At 57.6% G+C, this 14,688-nt stretch carries 19 protein-coding genes and 1 tRNA gene; 3 read left to right on the top strand and 17 right to left on the bottom strand.

The window, feature by feature from the left end; genetic code table 11:
• Positions 1–106 precede the first annotated feature (106 nt).
• Positions 107–526: a hypothetical protein gene (locus ABEH28_RS10640; RefSeq protein WP_192171978.1), complete on the bottom strand. Its 420-nt coding sequence runs from the start codon at positions 524–526 to the stop codon at positions 107–109.
• A 382-nt stretch (positions 527–908) separates the two neighbouring features.
• On the opposite strand from ABEH28_RS10640, the gene ABEH28_RS10635 reads away from it, so the two are divergent.
• Positions 909–1,409 (top strand): hypothetical protein, encoded by a 501-nt coding sequence (locus tag ABEH28_RS10635; RefSeq protein ID WP_346629878.1) that lies wholly within the window; start codon positions 909–911, stop codon positions 1,407–1,409.
• 63 nt (positions 1,410–1,472) lie between these two features.
• On the opposite strand, the gene ABEH28_RS10630 is transcribed toward ABEH28_RS10635, so the two are convergent.
• From ABEH28_RS10630 to thrS, 11 genes are all read right to left on the bottom strand, one after another.
• Positions 1,473–1,814 carry a hypothetical protein gene (locus ABEH28_RS10630; RefSeq protein ID WP_346629877.1) on the bottom strand — a complete coding sequence of 114 codons (342 nt, stop codon included), beginning with the start codon at positions 1,812–1,814 and terminating at the stop codon, positions 1,473–1,475.
• A 127-nt stretch (positions 1,815–1,941) separates the two neighbouring features.
• Positions 1,942–2,313 carry a hypothetical protein gene (locus tag ABEH28_RS10625; RefSeq protein ID WP_346629876.1) on the bottom strand — a complete coding sequence of 124 codons (372 nt, stop codon included), beginning with the start codon at positions 2,311–2,313 and terminating at the stop codon, positions 1,942–1,944.
• Between the two features lie 301 nt (positions 2,314–2,614).
• Positions 2,615–2,691 (bottom strand) — tRNA-Pro (locus tag ABEH28_RS10620).
• A gap of 108 nt (positions 2,692–2,799) precedes the next feature.
• On the bottom strand, positions 2,800–3,156 hold the full coding sequence (locus tag ABEH28_RS10615) for a MerR family transcriptional regulator (RefSeq protein ID WP_074887387.1): 357 nt from the start codon (positions 3,154–3,156) through the stop codon (positions 2,800–2,802).
• On the bottom strand, positions 3,137–3,439 hold the full coding sequence (ihfA, locus tag ABEH28_RS10610) for an integration host factor subunit alpha (RefSeq protein ID WP_002553164.1): 303 nt from the start codon (positions 3,437–3,439) through the stop codon (positions 3,137–3,139). The genes ABEH28_RS10615 and ihfA overlap by 20 nt, the downstream gene beginning before the upstream one ends.
• A gap of 3 nt (positions 3,440–3,442) precedes the next feature.
• Positions 3,443–5,821 carry a phenylalanine--tRNA ligase subunit beta gene (gene pheT / locus ABEH28_RS10605; RefSeq protein WP_346629875.1) on the bottom strand — a complete coding sequence of 793 codons (2,379 nt, stop codon included), beginning with the start codon at positions 5,819–5,821 and terminating at the stop codon, positions 3,443–3,445.
• A gap of 32 nt (positions 5,822–5,853) precedes the next feature.
• Positions 5,854–6,870 carry a phenylalanine--tRNA ligase subunit alpha gene (gene pheS, locus ABEH28_RS10600; RefSeq protein ID WP_192171982.1) on the bottom strand — a complete coding sequence of 339 codons (1,017 nt, stop codon included), beginning with the start codon at positions 6,868–6,870 and terminating at the stop codon, positions 5,854–5,856.
• Between the two features lie 104 nt (positions 6,871–6,974).
• A complete protein-coding gene (gene rplT, locus ABEH28_RS10595; protein ID WP_007905879.1) occupies positions 6,975–7,331 on the bottom strand; it encodes a 50S ribosomal protein L20 in 357 nt (118 codons plus the stop codon).
• A 28-nt stretch (positions 7,332–7,359) separates the two neighbouring features.
• A complete protein-coding gene (rpmI, locus tag ABEH28_RS10590) occupies positions 7,360–7,554 on the bottom strand; it encodes a 50S ribosomal protein L35 (protein WP_003442181.1) in 195 nt (64 codons plus the stop codon).
• A gap of 60 nt (positions 7,555–7,614) precedes the next feature.
• On the bottom strand, positions 7,615–8,166 hold the full coding sequence (gene infC / locus ABEH28_RS10585) for a translation initiation factor IF-3 (protein ID WP_172613086.1): 552 nt from the start codon (positions 8,164–8,166) through the stop codon (positions 7,615–7,617).
• Positions 8,166–10,088, bottom strand: coding sequence for a threonine--tRNA ligase (thrS, locus tag ABEH28_RS10580; RefSeq protein WP_133771115.1), 1,923 nt, complete (start codon positions 10,086–10,088; stop codon positions 8,166–8,168). The genes infC and thrS overlap by 1 nt, the downstream gene beginning before the upstream one ends.
• 389 nt (positions 10,089–10,477) lie before the next feature.
• Between thrS and ABEH28_RS10575 the strand changes: the two genes are divergently transcribed.
• Together ABEH28_RS10575 and ABEH28_RS10570 are read left to right on the top strand one after the other, a co-directional pair.
• Positions 10,478–10,792 (top strand): hypothetical protein, encoded by a 315-nt coding sequence (locus ABEH28_RS10575; RefSeq protein WP_133771120.1) that lies wholly within the window; start codon positions 10,478–10,480, stop codon positions 10,790–10,792.
• A gap of 297 nt (positions 10,793–11,089) precedes the next feature.
• The gene (locus ABEH28_RS10570; RefSeq protein WP_065991529.1) at positions 11,090–11,302 is read left to right on the top strand and encodes a cold-shock protein; all 213 of its coding nucleotides are present in this window, start codon (positions 11,090–11,092) and stop codon (positions 11,300–11,302) included.
• A gap of 71 nt (positions 11,303–11,373) precedes the next feature.
• On the opposite strand, the gene ABEH28_RS10565 is transcribed toward ABEH28_RS10570, so the two are convergent.
• From ABEH28_RS10565 to rbsK, 5 genes are all read right to left on the bottom strand, one after another.
• Positions 11,374–11,712 (bottom strand): I78 family peptidase inhibitor, encoded by a 339-nt coding sequence (locus tag ABEH28_RS10565; RefSeq protein ID WP_282373371.1) that lies wholly within the window; start codon positions 11,710–11,712, stop codon positions 11,374–11,376.
• A 192-nt stretch (positions 11,713–11,904) separates the two neighbouring features.
• The gene (locus ABEH28_RS10560; protein WP_346629874.1) at positions 11,905–12,210 is read right to left on the bottom strand and encodes a hypothetical protein; all 306 of its coding nucleotides are present in this window, start codon (positions 12,208–12,210) and stop codon (positions 11,905–11,907) included.
• 63 nt (positions 12,211–12,273) lie between these two features.
• Positions 12,274–13,302 carry a nucleoside hydrolase gene (locus ABEH28_RS10555; RefSeq protein ID WP_346629873.1) on the bottom strand — a complete coding sequence of 343 codons (1,029 nt, stop codon included), beginning with the start codon at positions 13,300–13,302 and terminating at the stop codon, positions 12,274–12,276.
• A 42-nt stretch (positions 13,303–13,344) separates the two neighbouring features.
• Positions 13,345–13,749, bottom strand: a complete 405-nt coding sequence (rbsD, locus tag ABEH28_RS10550; protein ID WP_192171987.1) for a D-ribose pyranase — start codon at positions 13,747–13,749, stop codon at positions 13,345–13,347.
• Positions 13,746–14,678 (bottom strand): ribokinase, encoded by a 933-nt coding sequence (gene rbsK / locus ABEH28_RS10545; RefSeq protein WP_346629872.1) that lies wholly within the window; start codon positions 14,676–14,678, stop codon positions 13,746–13,748. The genes rbsD and rbsK overlap by 4 nt, the downstream gene beginning before the upstream one ends.
• Between the last annotated feature and the right edge of the window lie 10 nt (positions 14,679–14,688).

The following is a 14,688-nucleotide window of genomic DNA, read 5'->3' as shown; positions in this document are numbered from 1 at the left end:
GAACAACTAGCCTGCCGCTGGGAAAGGATAAGGCAATTTCGGCCACGATGAGTACCGAGCCTGAAGTTCAGCTCATCACAGCAGACTCTCCCCCTGTTCAGGATAATTAGTACAGATTGTCGACTTTTCGCTTTTCCAGGGTGTAGGTTTTCAGATCAATCTCGTTAGCTGAAAGCTTGGCGTCAAGACGATCCATGTCCCGGCGCTTCAAGCTGGCTACATGAGCTTTTGATGCCTGATAGTTGATGGACTCAGCTGCGTCGTAGCCACTGACAGGATCCCAGATAATGGACAATGGCCACAGCAGCAGGTTGACAACGCCGTAGCCGTAAGCGCGCCCGTAGAACGATCCACCGCCAGGCAGGAGGCCCAGTCCTGCGGCCAGGCCTGGACTTTTTTCTTGAACGTCAAGATGGTTGGCACGATAGCCAGCCAGTTCAGATTCCTGCGTGTGATCCAAACCGGAGGCACAGCCAGCAGTCAAAACTAACAGAACGGCTGCTGACAAGTTGCGAAGAGCGTACATCTGAATTCCCTATATAAATAATGCTCAGCCAGAGCTGGAACTGAGCGCCGCGCATTGTACACACTTAAATCGCCTATAGATGGCCTAATGCTACATTTCTCTTACTGCTCATATAAGGTGCGATCCCCCCTGCCCGTCCGCGCATCGAAAAGGGGGTGTCCGTTAAGTGCCAACTCTCTGTATGGGGTACATCGCCCTCTGAACCATTGCAAGCAGTCGGGGCAACAGGCTGGCCCCAGTTTCCAACTTGCTGGCGGTTCAGGTGCACTGCGCGGGTCATGAAGCAGAAGAGAAGCGGCCTGGCCCTGGCTGGCCATGACGATAAAGTTCTTGTGTACCTCGCCGATAGGTACACATTCCCCCGTAAGCCATGGAGCATTGGATGTTTAATCCACGTGAGGCAGAACTAGACCATCTGTACAACCGGGTCGTCCTGCTAACTATCGCATGCTGTGTTTTATTAGCATTTGCCGCGATGGCTAGAAACGAAGGTTTCACCTACGCAGCCCTTCAGTGGAATGGGGCCCAAGTGACCGGCACGGTGACGCAGCTGGAGGAAATCCCGAGAAACCGACTTGCTAACATCGTCCACTACCGTTACGTGGACCAAGATAACCGACCTCACGAAGGGCAATACCTGGACACTGGATGCGGCGAGAGGGAAAACTGCGGAGTAGACGAAGACGTCACCCTGATCTATTCGCGCTGGTTTCCGGAGTACAGCGCCGTCGCAGCCAACGTCCATAGCTTTCGGCCAGGTTTTTACATCATGAGCGGCGGCGTACTGATTTCGCTGCTCTTCTTCGGAATTTCCTTCTGGACACTGGGTCGCATCAGCGCCATGAAGCGAGATGACGCACAGCACCTCCATACGAAATACTGAGCGTCAGCCTCGAATACTGAGCAATGATCTCGGTGATTTTCGGGTGCGCTGCGGTGGAACTGACTATTTCGAGCCGTAATTCTTGCACATGTCTTTGGCGACATACGCCCCCATTGGGGAGTGCATCAAGTTGTCGGCCATGCTGCTAACCTTGAATTTATAGGCAGGGTCAGATTTGATTTTTCTCACTTCCGCCTTTGTTGCCTCATCCATGGTGGAATCCGATGCCATGGCGTTCTCAACATCGCTCTTCATGCCAGGATTCGCGTTATTGCAGACCTGCTCCATTGCAACCAGCACTACAAGGCCTTGCTGCTTTTCATCTTCCGGGCTCGCGAAAGAGTTGCCGGCATAGCCCAACAGGGCCAGACAAAGCGGCAGAGCAGACATTCTGATCGACAACATTCAAAAACTCCCTATTGATAGAAACTTCGGCCCGCACGCTGGCAGCCAAAGCGACTCGCACCTTATCGCGCACCAAAACCCGTCAGACCAAGCTATCCGCCACCGTCGGAAACAATCATCAGGCTAACTACTCAGGCTTGGCGTCCGGTATCCACAATGAGCACGCTGATGCAGATTGTGCGATCAACCAGTCGTGATCCCGTTTCCCGAATGGTCGCGGCACCCCCGCAGATATCCGAAGCGCCATATTGTAGGAGCCCGACACCTCAGTGGGTGTAGGGGTCGCCTCACCCAACTTCGAATTGGTTTTAAGTCCATTTATCGCGCCTTGAAGAGCGAGCGCTTGCTTGAACGTATCGGAGGTTTCTTCGATTATCGAAACTACGACGGACGCTGCGTTTGAGCAGCGATCCATTTTTGCCCATTGTTTCATCTGTGCTTCATCAGCCCATGCAGCGGCAGAGGCCGCGAGCAGCATAAAACCAATCCAGTAGCGCATAGCTCGAATCCTTTCAGTAAGCAGGCCGCTTTAATACCTTAATTCAGCCCCTATCGCCACCGGCCCTTCGGAAGCAAATCGTCGAGGCCTCCGCGAAGATGCTGTCTGGTGAGCCTGAAACCTGCGCATCAGAAAATCATGGGCGGGGCTGTAAAAAAGCCTCGCCGAGCATCGACCGAATTGCCAGTTCAGTGAGCTCAGAGATGACGTGTCTGCAACAATGAAGTCAGGATGAGCCCCGAAAATCTCCAGACATGAAAAAGCCCAACCTGAGAAGATTGGGCTAAGTCATTGAAAAATATGGTCGGGACGGAGTGATTCGAACACTCGACCCCTAGCACCCCATGCTAGTGCGCTACCGGACTGCGCTACGCCCCGACTAGGCGTTACTCACTGCTACTTCTGTATTACGGGTTCTTGCGAAAGCGTCGAGGAATATACCCTAAGCTTTTGAATGATGGAAGTATTTCGGCTTACCACGTCAAGTCATTTACGCAGCACGACCAGCACGTCTTCCAGCTCGACAATCATCTGTTTGATCAGCTGCTTGTACTGCAGCGAATCATCCTTGACCTCATCGCTGGACATGCGCAAACGCGCGCCGCCAATGGTGAAGCCCTGATCGTAAAGCAGCGCGCGGATCTGGCGGATCATCAGCACGTCCTGTCGCTGATAATACCGGCGGTTTCCGCGGCGCTTGACCGGGTTGAGTTGAGGAAACTCCTGCTCCCAATAACGCAGAACGTGCGGTTTGACCGCGCAGAGCTCGCTGACTTCACCAATGGTGAAGTAGCGTTTGCCGGGGATAGGCGGTAGCTCGTCGTTATGACTTGGTTCCAGCATAAGCCTCAACTCGGGCCTTCAGTTTCTGCCCTGGGCGAAAGGTGACCACACGGCGAGCGGTAATCGGGATTTCTTCCCCTGTCTTGGGATTTCGGCCCGGTCGCTGGCGTTTATCGCGCAGATCAAAATTGCCGAATCCAGACAATTTGACCTGCTCGTTATCTTCCAGAGCGTGCCTGATTTCCTCAAAGAACAGCTCGACCAGTTCCTTGGCTTCTCGTTTGTTCAGGCCTAGCTCTTCGTACAGACGTTCGGCCATCTCAGCTTTCGTCAGAGCCCCCATACGCTACATCCTTAACGTGGCGTTTAACCTTGCCTCTAGCGAGGTGAGAATTTGCTGCGTCGAAGCGTTTACCTCATCGTCGGTAAGAGTGCGCGATGGATGTTGCCAGGTCAAGCCGACTGCAAGGCTTTTTCTAAGCGGATCAATGCCTTTACCCTGGTAAACATCAAACAGCCTGAGGTCTGTGAGCCATTCCCCTGCATTCTCACGAATAACGTCCAGCACGGCGGTCGCGGAAACATCACGATCAGCCAGCAGCGCCAGGTCGCGACGCACTTCCGGGAAGCGTGAAAGCTCATGGAATTTCGGCAGGCGACCGGTCGCCACTTCAGCCAGAACCAGCTCGAAGACGAACACGGGACGATCAAGGCCCAGGGTCTTCGACAGTTCCGGGTGCAGTGCGCCGATGTAGCCCACTTCTCGCCCGTCACGCTCGATACGTGCGGTCTGACCCGGGTGCAACGCGGGGTGGCTTCCGGGTACGAAACGGAAATCATCTTGCGCACCGGCAAAGCCCAGCACAGCTTCAACGTCAGCCTTGACGTCGAAGAAGTCGACGACATCGCGGCCTTGCGCCCAGCCTTCCGGCAGACGGCTGCCACAGATCACGCCGGCCAGCATCGGCTCTTGCTTCAAGCCTTCCAGTTGACCGACAAAACGCAGCCCGCTCTCGAACAGGCGCACGCGGTCCTGCTGGCGATTGAGGTTGTGCTGCAGCGACTTCACCAGACCCGGCCACAGGGACGAGCGCATTGCCGACATGTCAGCCGAGATCGGATTGGCCAGCAGCAGCGGCTCAGCACCCGGGCTGAACAGCTCGAACCATTTCTGATCGATGAAGCTGTAAGTGATTGCTTCCTGATAACCGCGAGCCACCAGCAGACGACGCAACGCTGGCAGATCACTCCGAGCCTCGGCACGCGGTTGCGGTGCCAGGCGCGCCTGCGGGTAACGAACCGGCAGACGGTTGTAACCATGGAGGCGGGCCAGCTCTTCAATCAGATCGACTTCGAGGGTGATATCGAAGCGGTGGCTCGGCACTTCGACGCGCCACTGCTCGATGGCGTGAGGCGCGACGGTGAGACCGAGCGCTGTGAGCAGACGCTCGATTTCCGCTGCGTCCATCTTCATGCCCAGCATCTGCTCGATACGCTCGGCACGCAGAATGATCGGCTCAACCGAAGGCAGGTGCTGATCGCTGACGGTTTCGATGACCGGACCAGCTTCACCGCCCGTGATCTCCAGAAGCAGGCCAGTGGCACGCTCCATGGCTTCACGAGCGAGCTGCCAGTCAACGCCGCGCTCATAGCGATGGGACGCGTCGGTGTGCAGGCCATAGGACCGTGCCTTGCCGGCAACGGCAATTTGATCGAAAAAAGCGCTCTCAAGGAAAATATCGCGAGTGGTCGCGGACACGCCGCTGTGCTCGCCACCCATGACACCGGCGATGGCCAGGGCACGCTGGTGATCGGCGATGACCAGAGTATCAGCGCGCAGGCTGACTTCCTGTCCATCCAGAAGCACGAGCTTTTCGCCCTCTTCCGCCATGCGCACACGAATGCCGCCGTTGATCTCGGCAAGGTCGAACGCGTGCAGCGGCTGACCCAGCTCAAGCATCACGTAGTTGGTGATGTCGACTGCGGCGTCGATGCTGCGGACGTCCGAGCGACGCAGGCGCTCAACCATCCACAACGGCGTAGGACGCGACAGGTCGACATTGCGGATGACGCGACCCAGATAACGTGGGCATGCCGCAGACGCGATCACGTCTACAGGACGCACTTCATCGTGCACGACCGGAACCACTGCCACCTGTGGACGCGTGACGACTGCGTCATAGAGCGCACCCACTTCACGGGCCAGACCCGCGACCGACAGGCAGTCACCGCGGTTGGGCGTCAGGTCGACCTCGATGCTCGCGTCGTCCAGTTCGAGATAAACGCGCACATCCTGACCCACCGGCGCGTCGGCCGGCAGCTCCATCAGGCCGTCATTGCCCTCACCCACCTGCAGCTCGGCTTGGGAGCACAGCATGCCGTTGGACTCGACGCCCCGCAGCTTGGCTTTCTTGATCTTGAAATCGCCCGGCAATTCGGCGCCGATCATCGCGAATGGAATCTTCAGGCCGGGACGTACGTTTGGCGCGCCACACACAACCTGAAAGGTTTCGGCGCCATTGCTGACCTGGCAAACGCGCAGCTTGTCAGCGTCCGGGTGTTGCTCGGTGCTCAACACCTCGCCCACCACAACACCGCTGAAAACGCCCGCTGCCGGGGTGACGCTGTCTACTTCAAGGCCGGCCATCGACAGACGAGCAACCAGCTCGTCGCGGGACACTTGCGGGCTTACCCAGCCACGCAGCCATTGTTCACTGAATTTCATCCTGCTCTCCTAAAGAATTCGTTACGGGCGACCTAGCGAAATTGCGCGAGGAACCGCAAGTCGTTGTCGAAGAACAGGCGCAAGTCGTTGACGCCATAACGCAGCATCGCCAGACGCTCTACGCCCATACCGAAGGCGAAGCCCTGGAATTCTTCCGGATCGATCCCAGACATGCGCAGCACGTTCGGGTGGACCATGCCGCAGCCCATGACTTCAAGCCAGCCGGTCTGCTTGCACACGCGGCAGCCTTTGCCGCTGCACATCACGCATTCCATGTCGACTTCGGCCGAAGGTTCGGTGAACGGGAAATACGAAGGACGGAAACGCACTGCCAGCTCTTTTTCAAAGAACACGCGCAGGAATTCCTCGATGGTGCCTTTCAGGTCGGCGAAGTTGATATCGCGGTCGACCAGCAGGCCTTCGACCTGATGGAACATCGGGGAATGGGTGATATCGGAGTCACTGCGATACACACGGCCCGGGCAGACGATGCGGATCGGAGGCTTCTGCGATTCCATGGTGCGGACCTGAACCGGCGAGGTATGGGTGCGCAGCAGCATGTTCGCATTGAAATAGAAAGTGTCGTGCATCGACCGGGCCGGGTGATGGCCTGGGATGTTGAGCGCTTCGAAGTTGTGGTAATCGTCTTCGACCTCAGGGCCTTCGGCGATGCCGTAGCCGATGTGGGTGAAGAACTGCTCGATTCGTTCCAGAGTGCGGGTGACCGGGTGCAGACCGCCAGTGGTCTGGCCACGGCCAGGCAGGGTCACATCAATGGATTCGGCCGCGAGCTTGACCGCAAGATCGGCCTCCTCGAACGACGCCTTGCGCGCATTGAGAACCTCTGTGACACGCTCCTTGGCTTCGTTGATCAGCGCGCCGACCTTCGGACGCTCATCAGCAGGCAGATTCCCCAGGGTCTTCATCACCTGAGTCAATTCGCCCTTCTTGCCAAGGTACAGAACCCGGATTTGCTCCAGGGCATTGATATCTTCGGCGCTTTGCACAGCCTCAAGTGCTTGAGAGACCAGCGCGTCCAGGTTTTCCATGTACAGACTCCAGATACAAAATAGGGGAAGAGCTTACAAGGCTCTTCCCCTATTTATGACGTTTAACACCGAACCCCGAGCGGGGTCCGGTGATTGCCGGGGACTTAGGCCAAAGTGGCTTTAGCTTTCTCGACAATCGCAGCAAACGCCGCTTTTTCGTTCACTGCCAGATCAGCCAGAACCTTGCGGTCGATCTCGATCGACGCTTTTTTCAGGCCAGCGATGAAACGGCTGTAGGACAGACCGTTGATACGCGCACCAGCGTTGATACGAGCGATCCACAGAGCGCGGAACTGACGTTTTTTCTGACGACGGTCACGGTAGGCGTATTGGCCAGCCTTGATTACCGCTTGCTTGGCAACACGGAATACGCGTGAACGCGCGCCGTAGTAGCCTTTAGCAAGTTTCAGAATTTTTTTGTGACGCTTACGGGCAATGACGCCACGCTTTACACGAGCCATGAGTTAATTCCTCTGTTCTTGATCAAAATTAGCAAAGGCGCAGCATGCGCTTGACTTTTGCCACGTCGGACGGATGCAGCAAGCTGCTTCCACGCAATTGACGCTTACGCTTTGTCGACATTTTGGTCAGGATGTGGCTCTTGAAAGCGTGCTTGTGCTTGATGCCATTCGCGGTTTTCAAAAACCGTTTAGCTGCACCACTTTTAGTCTTCATCTTTGGCATGTTCGGATACTCCGCATTCAGTTGATAAACATAACCGCAAGGCCTGCCGTGCCCTGGTGGTTATTTCTTCTTTTTCGGGGCGATGACCATGATCAGCTGGCGTCCTTCCATCTTAGGATGCTGTTCGACCGAACCGTATTCGAGCAGGTCAGCTTCAACCCGCTTCAACAGCTCCATCCCCAGCTCCTGGTGGGCCATCTCACGACCGCGAAATCTCAAGGAAATCTTGGCCCTGTCCCCGTCACTCAGGAAACGTACCAGGTTGCGTAGTTTTACCTGGTAATCCCCTTCCTCCGTCCCTGGACGAAACTTGATTTCTTTAACCTGGATCTGCTTCTGATTTTTCTTGGCGGCAGCAACCTGTTTCTTCTTCTCGAAGATCGATTTGCCGTAGTCCATCAGTTTGCAAACAGGGGGTACTGCATCGGCGGAAATTTCCACCAGATCCAGTTTGGCCTCTTCAGCCTTAAGAAGCGCGTCTTCAATTGACACAATCCCAAGCTGCTCACCCTCAGCCCCAATTAAACGAACCTCACGTGCCGAGATATTCTCGTTGATCGGGGCTTTCGGTGCAGCTCGTTTATCTTGTCTCATTTCACGCTTAATAATAATTACTCCGAATCTTGGCGACCACGCCGGGAAACCGCTTGTGCAAGGAACTCCGAGAACTGGGCGACCGGCATCGAGCCAAGGTCTGCGCCTTCACGTGTACGCACAGCGACAGTTTGTGTTTCAACCTCCCGATCCCCAATCACCAGGAGATACGGAATTTTGAGCAACGTATGCTCGCGGATTTTAAAGCCGATCTTTTCATTTCTCAAGTCGGACTTGGCACGGAATCCGCTTTGCGCCAATGTTTTTTCCACCTCAAGGGCAAAATCAGCCTGTTTATCAGTGATATTCATGATCACTGCTTGAGTTGGAGCAAGCCACGCAGGGAAGGCGCCTTCGTAATGCTCAATCAGGATTCCGATGAAGCGCTCGAAGGAGCCAAGGATTGCGCGGTGCAACATGACCGGGTGCTTGCGACCGTTGTCTTCCGACACGAATTCGGCGCCCAGACGGATCGGCAGGTTGAAATCGAGCTGCAGAGTACCGCATTGCCAGACGCGACCCAAGCAATCCTTGAGAGAAAATTCGATCTTCGGACCGTAGAACGCGCCCTCGCCCGGTTGCAGATCGTACGGCAGACCCGCGCTGTCAAGGGCTGCAGCCAGTGCAGACTCGGCGCGATCCCACAATTCATCGGAACCGACACGCTTCTCAGGACGGGTCGACAGCTTCATTTCGATGTCTTTGAAACCGAAATCGGCGTAGACGGCCATGGTCAGCTTGATGAATGCGGCGGATTCAGCCTGCATCTGTTCTTCGGTGCAGAAGATATGCGCGTCATCCTGGGTGAACGCCCGCACGCGCATGATGCCGTGCAGCGCACCCGAAGGTTCGTTGCGGTGGCAGGCGCCGAATTCGGCCAGACGCAGCGGCAACTCGCGGTAGCTTTTCAGGCCCTGATTGAACACCTGCACGTGGCACGGGCAATTCATCGGCTTGATGGCGTAGTCGCGGTTTTCCGACTCGGTGGTGAACATGTTCTCGGCGTAGTTCGCCCAGTGCCCGGACTTCTCCCACAGGGAGCGGTCGACAACCTGAGGCGTCTTGATCTCGAGGTAGCCGTTTTCGCGCTGGGTCTTGCGCATGTATTGCTCAAGAACCTGGTAGAGCGTCCAGCCGTTCGGGTGCCAGAACACCATGCCCGGCGCTTCTTCCTGGGTATGGAACAGGCCCAGGCGCTTGCCGATCTTGCGGTGATCGCGTTTTTCGGCTTCTTCGATGCGCTGGATGTAAGCCGCCAGCTGCTTCTTGTCCGCCCACGCCGTGCCGTAAACGCGCTGCAACTGCTCGTTCTTGGCATCGCCGCGCCAGTAGGCGCCGGACAGCTTGGTCAATTTGAATGACTTCAGAAAGCGGGTATTCGGCACGTGCGGACCGCGGCACATGTCGACGTATTCTTCGTGGTAGTACAGGCCCATGGCCTGCTCGTTCGGCATGTCTTCGACCAGACGCAGCTTGTAGTCTTCGCCACGGGCCGTGAACACTTCGATCACTTCCGCGCGCGGCGTGACCTTCTTGATGACGTCGTAATCCTTTTCGATCAGCTGCTGCATGCGCTGCTCGATCGCCGCCATGTCGTCCGGTGTGAAAGGACGCTCATAAGCGATGTCGTAATAGAAGCCATCATCAATGACCGGGCCGATCACCATCTTTGCAGTTGGATAGAGCTGCTTGACGGCATGGCCGACCAGGTGCGCGCAGGAGTGACGAATGATCTCCAGACCTTCCTGATCCTTGGGGGTGATGATTTGCAGGCTCGCATCGGTATCGATGATGTCGCTGGCGTCAACCAGTTGACCGTTGACCTTGCCGGCCACGGTGGCTTTGGCCAGGCCCGCACCAATGGATGCTGCGACCTCGGCAACGGATACCGGGTGATCGAAAGAACGTTGACTGCCGTCGGGAAGAGTAATAGTTGGCATGGCGCCTCCTCTCCTAGTGGTGACCCCTACCAAAGGTCACGTGGGTGGGATAGAGCCAGTACGCGATTCGGTGGTATGCCTGCCTCACAGTGGCAGGAGCCCGAAGGCCAACCTGAAGACCGAACCAGAGTGACTGGAACTTACGAAATCGACAGAACTTGCAGCAGGGCAACGGGGCCCCGCGAGATGCGAGCTAATCTGCAGGCGCGCATGCTATCACAGCGTTACCGCAGGGTCAGCTAAACGGTGGTGGGCGCTGCACGGGGATCGGCAAATGAACCGAGACGTAGCGGCGCCACGGAACTGGTGCGCTTCAGGGGCCTCAGATTATCGGTAGTACCTGTTCAAGGCCTGACACCTCGACGGCCACCGACAAAAAGGAATCCACCATGAAGCTTCTACGCGTTGCCGCCCTTCTCGCCCCGCTTGCCCTGACACTGCCCCTCAGCGCTCATGCCGCGATGGATGCGAAAACCAAGACCAGCTACATGAACGAATGCACCACCGCAGCCACCCAGAGCAATCCATCGATGGACGCCAGTGCAGTGAAGGCGCATTGCGAGTGCGGCGCTCAACAAATCAACCAGAACTTCTCGGACAAGGAGATCGCGTCGCTCAATGACAAAACGACGCCTCCCAGTACCGATATGACCTCTCGTCTGCAGGCGGCGGTGAGCAAAAATTGCCTGAATGGCAAAAAATAAAAAATTTACATTTCCTTGATGCCCCAGACCGGGGCATAAAGAAGGACCTATCGACCGACACCCTGAAGCCCGCGAATTCAGCGGGTTTCAGGGGTTGAAGAAGGGTTCGCCGCTGAACGCGCCGACCGGGCTAAACAGGCCTACCGGGCCCATTTGGGGCGTTATATCGAAGATGCTGACGCAAAGTTCTAATCGAAAAAGTCCAGCATTCACACAATTCGACTATGATAGCGCTCGTGTGCCCAGTTGGCCTGAGCAACACAGCACTACTGAAAATTATGTTCCTGGAGATACACCATGTCTAATCGCCAATCCGGCACCGTAAAATGGTTCAACGATGAAAAAGGCTTCGGCTTCATCACCCCACAGGGTGGCGGCGACGACCTTTTTGTACATTTCAAAGCCATTGAATCCGACGGTTTCAAAAGCTTGAAAGAAGGCCAGACTGTTTCCTTCGTGGCTGAGAAAGGCCAAAAGGGCATGCAAGCTGCTCAGGTTCGCGCGGAGTAATCCCAGCGATCTGAAAAAACCCCGTCACTGACGGGGTTTTTTTATGCCTGCAATTCCGTAATGCGCTGACGTTAACCGCAATTGACGCGGTTCACTTTCCCTGAATCATCGGTGTTCAGGTTCAGACGGTCCGAGCGGTATTCCAGTGTCACGATGTCGTTGGGCCCGAGCACTCTGGCGGTCTGCGCGCCGGCCTTGGCCTTCGCCTGGTCCAGCAATGCCGCTGACGCCGGCTTGCCGACAGCGAACTGCACCGCTGCCGCGTCACAGCGGGCATAACCATCAGCGGAACTGGCCGGGGAACTGGCGACGCTCTCCTCAGGCTGGCTCGAAGACTCCGACGTGCTGCTGCAACCGGCCAGCAGCGCTGCGGCGAGCACCAGACCCGATGATGCGTATTTCCAGGGCATACAACCTCCTAACGTTTAACTGAATCAGAACCTCTGCGACAGCGGTCCAGCGGCTTCGTTTCGCCACGCGCACGCCAAGGCATGTCGAGTACAGCGCAGGAGTCTGCCCGAGGCATCGCCTGCCCGGCGCATTCAATCGTGACAAAACGTTTAAGGCATGCCCGCAGGACGGGCTAAACAGGCGGGCGCGAGTCAATAGACGTCGACGTAATCGGTGGTGGGATTGGCCCAGTTGTCCCGCAGGGCGTTGTAGATCTGTGTCACCCATACGGCATCGCTGGCAGCCACCGGGCCCACGCAACCGGAACCGGCCGCCCAGGTCTCCAGACGAAACAGCAGTCCGCGGATGTCGACGCCGCCCACCGCGTCACTGGAAATCCACGCACGGCCGTCACGACCGACGCGCAGCTGGCTGTGCACGCCATCCCGCGCCGCCGCGATCATTTGCCGGACAGCGTCGTGGGTAAAGGAATCGGGACTATTGAGGTCGATAGACACAGTTTTGCACCTTGATTGCTCTGCGCCCCGCAGCGGGATGCCACGCGGCGCAGCACTGCAGATTTACTTCAAAAGACCAAGGCGCTGAGTCAACAGGTCAAAAAAGCCTTGGGCATCGCCGTTTTCGACCCAGAACACATTTTTGTTCTGAGCGAGGGTGTCATACCAGTCCGCAACGGTCTGGCCGTGGGTCACACCCTCACGGTTATCGATCACCAGATTGACCTGTCTGCCGCTGAACAGCTCCGGTTTGATCAGCCAGGCAATCACGCTCGCATCATGTACCGGCCCGCCGGGCAGGCCGTAATGGACCATATCAGCCTTGACGTACTCGTTGAGGATACCGCTGACCAGCTTGCCAGCCTGATTGTTCAGACCGTCGATCTGCTTGATGCGCGCTTCGCTGGTGAGGATCTTGTGGGTGACATCCAGCGGCACGTAGGTCAGCTTCACGCCGCTGTCCAGGACAACCTTCGCCGCATCGGGGTCGGCGTAGATATTGAATTCGGCCACTGGAGTGATGTTGCCACCGTTGAAGTGGGCGCCGCCCATCACCACGACTTCCTTGATGCCCTGGGTGATCTCAGGCGCCTGACTCAGCGCGAGCGCCAGATTGGTCTGCGGCCCGAGCATGGCGATGGTGATGCTGTGGGGCGCAGCTTTCTTCAGGGTGTCGACCAGGTACTGCACGGCATTGCCTTCAGCCAACGGCTTCTTCGGCTCATGCACTTCCACGCCCGGGAGTCCTTCCTTGCCGTGGATGTTCTCGGCGTAGATCGGCGTGCGCACCAGTGGCTTGCCGGCACCGGCGTACACCGGCACTTCTTCACGGCCAGCCCATTCCCGAGCCAGCCGGGCATTACGCGACGTCTTGTCGATGCGCACGTTGCCAGCCACGGTGGTGATCGCCATGACGTTGAGTTCTTGGGGCGACGCCAGCGCCAGGAGCAGTGCGACGACGTCGTCGGCGCCCGGGTCGGTGTCGATGATCACGTCGCGCTTCTCGGCGGCATGCACCGACGTGGCGGATAAAATGGTCAACAGCGCGGCACTCCTGATCAGTCCGGTGAAAAAATGACGGGTTGTATTCATGGGAACTCCTTGTTCCTGACGGCTGAAAATAAAAAACCGGCGTTAAAAAACCACGCCCGCCACGAGCGCGATGTTGGTGTAGGGCTGGCATTCGCCGGTGCGGATGATAGCCCGAGCGCCGCGGCTGAGCTGTTTCAATGCCTCATGACTCACCAGGCGTTGCTCACCGAGGCTGCCCGAGGCCTGCAAGCTCGAAACGGTGGCCAACGCTGGCGGTTGTTTCGACAGCATCTCTTCGGCGAGGACGTGACTCTCGACCTGCATTTCAGTCAGCACCACATTCAGCACGCTGAGAAAATCGGGCACACCATGGGTCAGGGCCAGATCGATCAGCTCGACGCCAGCCGGTACGGGCATGCCCGCATCGACGATCATCAGGATGTCGCCGTGGCCGAGAGACGCGATGGCGCGGGACAAGGCAATGTTGAGCAGTGGGTTTTTTTTCATGATGAATGCCCTTGTGCCGCAGAGGCTTGAACCTCGGCAAATGTCGGAATGGAAGGTTGGGCGCCGGAACGGGTCACGGACAGCGCCGCTGCGACCTGACCGAAGCGAATGGCGTCCGACTCGGATTTGCCATCGGCCAGCGCCGCCGCGAAGCCGCCGACAAAGGTATCGCCTGCCGCCGTGGTGTCAACGGGCTGTACTTTGGGTGCCGGGAAGTGCTCGGAGCGCGACGCGCTGGCGAACAAGGCGCCCTGCTCGCCCAGCGTCACTATCACCTTGCTGACGCCGGCTTTAAGCAGTGCTGATGCAGCGGCGTCTGCGCTGGCGGTGCTGTCGACGGGCAAACCGGTCAGCGCGGTGGCCTCGCTTTCATTCGGGATCAGGTAATCGATCCAGGCGAACCACTCGGCCGGCAGCGGGCCACTGGCCGGCGCCGGGTTGAGGATGACGGTCTTGCCCAGTTCGTGGCCGCGCTTGAGCACGTGGCCGACGGTGTCGAGCGGCACTTCAAGCTGGCAGATGATGACTTCGGCCCCGGACAGCAGCGCATCGAAGCTGTCCACCACGGACGCGGTGAGGTGGCCGTTGCCGCCGGCCACGATCACGATAGCGTTCTGGCTGCTGTCATCGACGACGATGAGCGCAACGCCGGTGGACTCGCCGGAGACCGGGGTCACTGCCTGGCAATCGATGCCTTCGGCCAGCAGCGCGGTGCGAAGTTGTTCGCCATAGGCATCATCGCCGACGCAACCGACCATGGCGACACTGGCGCCCAGTCGTGCCGCCGCTACTGCCTGATTGGCGCCCTTGCCGCCCGGCACGGTGACGAACGACTGCCCGGCCAATGTTTCTCCGGCCCGGGGCAAACGCGGCGCGCGCGTCACCAGATCCATGTTCAGGCTGCCCACTATCACTACTTTTGCTTGCATGACGTCTACT

The sequence above is a fragment of the Pseudomonas sp. Ps21-P2 genome, from assembly GCF_039672565.1.
Taxonomy (GTDB): domain Bacteria; phylum Pseudomonadota; class Gammaproteobacteria; order Pseudomonadales; family Pseudomonadaceae; genus Aquipseudomonas.
Note: the sequence above shows the minus strand (reverse complement) of the source record. Positions and strands in the feature narration are given on the sequence as shown.

Bases quoted from the DNA above. Each gene is read 5' to 3' on its own strand.
- ABEH28_RS10570 (WP_065991529.1), top strand. From the start codon at position 11,090: ATGTCTAATCGCCAATCCGGCACCGTAAAATGGTTCAACGATGAAAAA.
- ABEH28_RS10555 (WP_346629873.1), bottom strand. From the start codon at position 13,302: ATGAATACAACCCGTCATTTTTTCACCGGACTGATCAGGAGTGCCGCG.
- ABEH28_RS10635 (WP_346629878.1), top strand. From the start codon at position 909: ATGTTTAATCCACGTGAGGCAGAACTAGACCATCTGTACAACCGGGTC.
- ABEH28_RS10630 (WP_346629877.1), bottom strand. From the start codon at position 1,814: ATGTTGTCGATCAGAATGTCTGCTCTGCCGCTTTGTCTGGCCCTGTTG.
- rbsD (WP_192171987.1), bottom strand. From the start codon at position 13,749: ATGAAAAAAAACCCACTGCTCAACATTGCCTTGTCCCGCGCCATCGCG.
- pheT (WP_346629875.1), bottom strand. From the start codon at position 5,821: ATGAAATTCAGTGAACAATGGCTGCGTGGCTGGGTAAGCCCGCAAGTG.
- rbsK (WP_346629872.1), bottom strand. From the start codon at position 14,678: ATGCAAGCAAAAGTAGTGATAGTGGGCAGCCTGAACATGGATCTGGTG.
- ABEH28_RS10625 (WP_346629876.1), bottom strand. From the start codon at position 2,313: ATGCGCTACTGGATTGGTTTTATGCTGCTCGCGGCCTCTGCCGCTGCA.
- ABEH28_RS10575 (WP_133771120.1), top strand. From the start codon at position 10,478: ATGAAGCTTCTACGCGTTGCCGCCCTTCTCGCCCCGCTTGCCCTGACA.
- rplT (WP_007905879.1), bottom strand. From the start codon at position 7,331: ATGGCTCGTGTAAAGCGTGGCGTCATTGCCCGTAAGCGTCACAAAAAA.
- rpmI (WP_003442181.1), bottom strand. From the start codon at position 7,554: ATGCCAAAGATGAAGACTAAAAGTGGTGCAGCTAAACGGTTTTTGAAA.
- thrS (WP_133771115.1), bottom strand. From the start codon at position 10,088: ATGCCAACTATTACTCTTCCCGACGGCAGTCAACGTTCTTTCGATCAC.
- ihfA (WP_002553164.1), bottom strand. From the start codon at position 3,439: ATGGGGGCTCTGACGAAAGCTGAGATGGCCGAACGTCTGTACGAAGAG.
- ABEH28_RS10640 (WP_192171978.1), bottom strand. From the start codon at position 526: ATGTACGCTCTTCGCAACTTGTCAGCAGCCGTTCTGTTAGTTTTGACT.
- pheS (WP_192171982.1), bottom strand. From the start codon at position 6,870: ATGGAAAACCTGGACGCGCTGGTCTCTCAAGCACTTGAGGCTGTGCAA.
- ABEH28_RS10615 (WP_074887387.1), bottom strand. From the start codon at position 3,156: ATGCTGGAACCAAGTCATAACGACGAGCTACCGCCTATCCCCGGCAAA.
- ABEH28_RS10565 (WP_282373371.1), bottom strand. From the start codon at position 11,712: ATGCCCTGGAAATACGCATCATCGGGTCTGGTGCTCGCCGCAGCGCTG.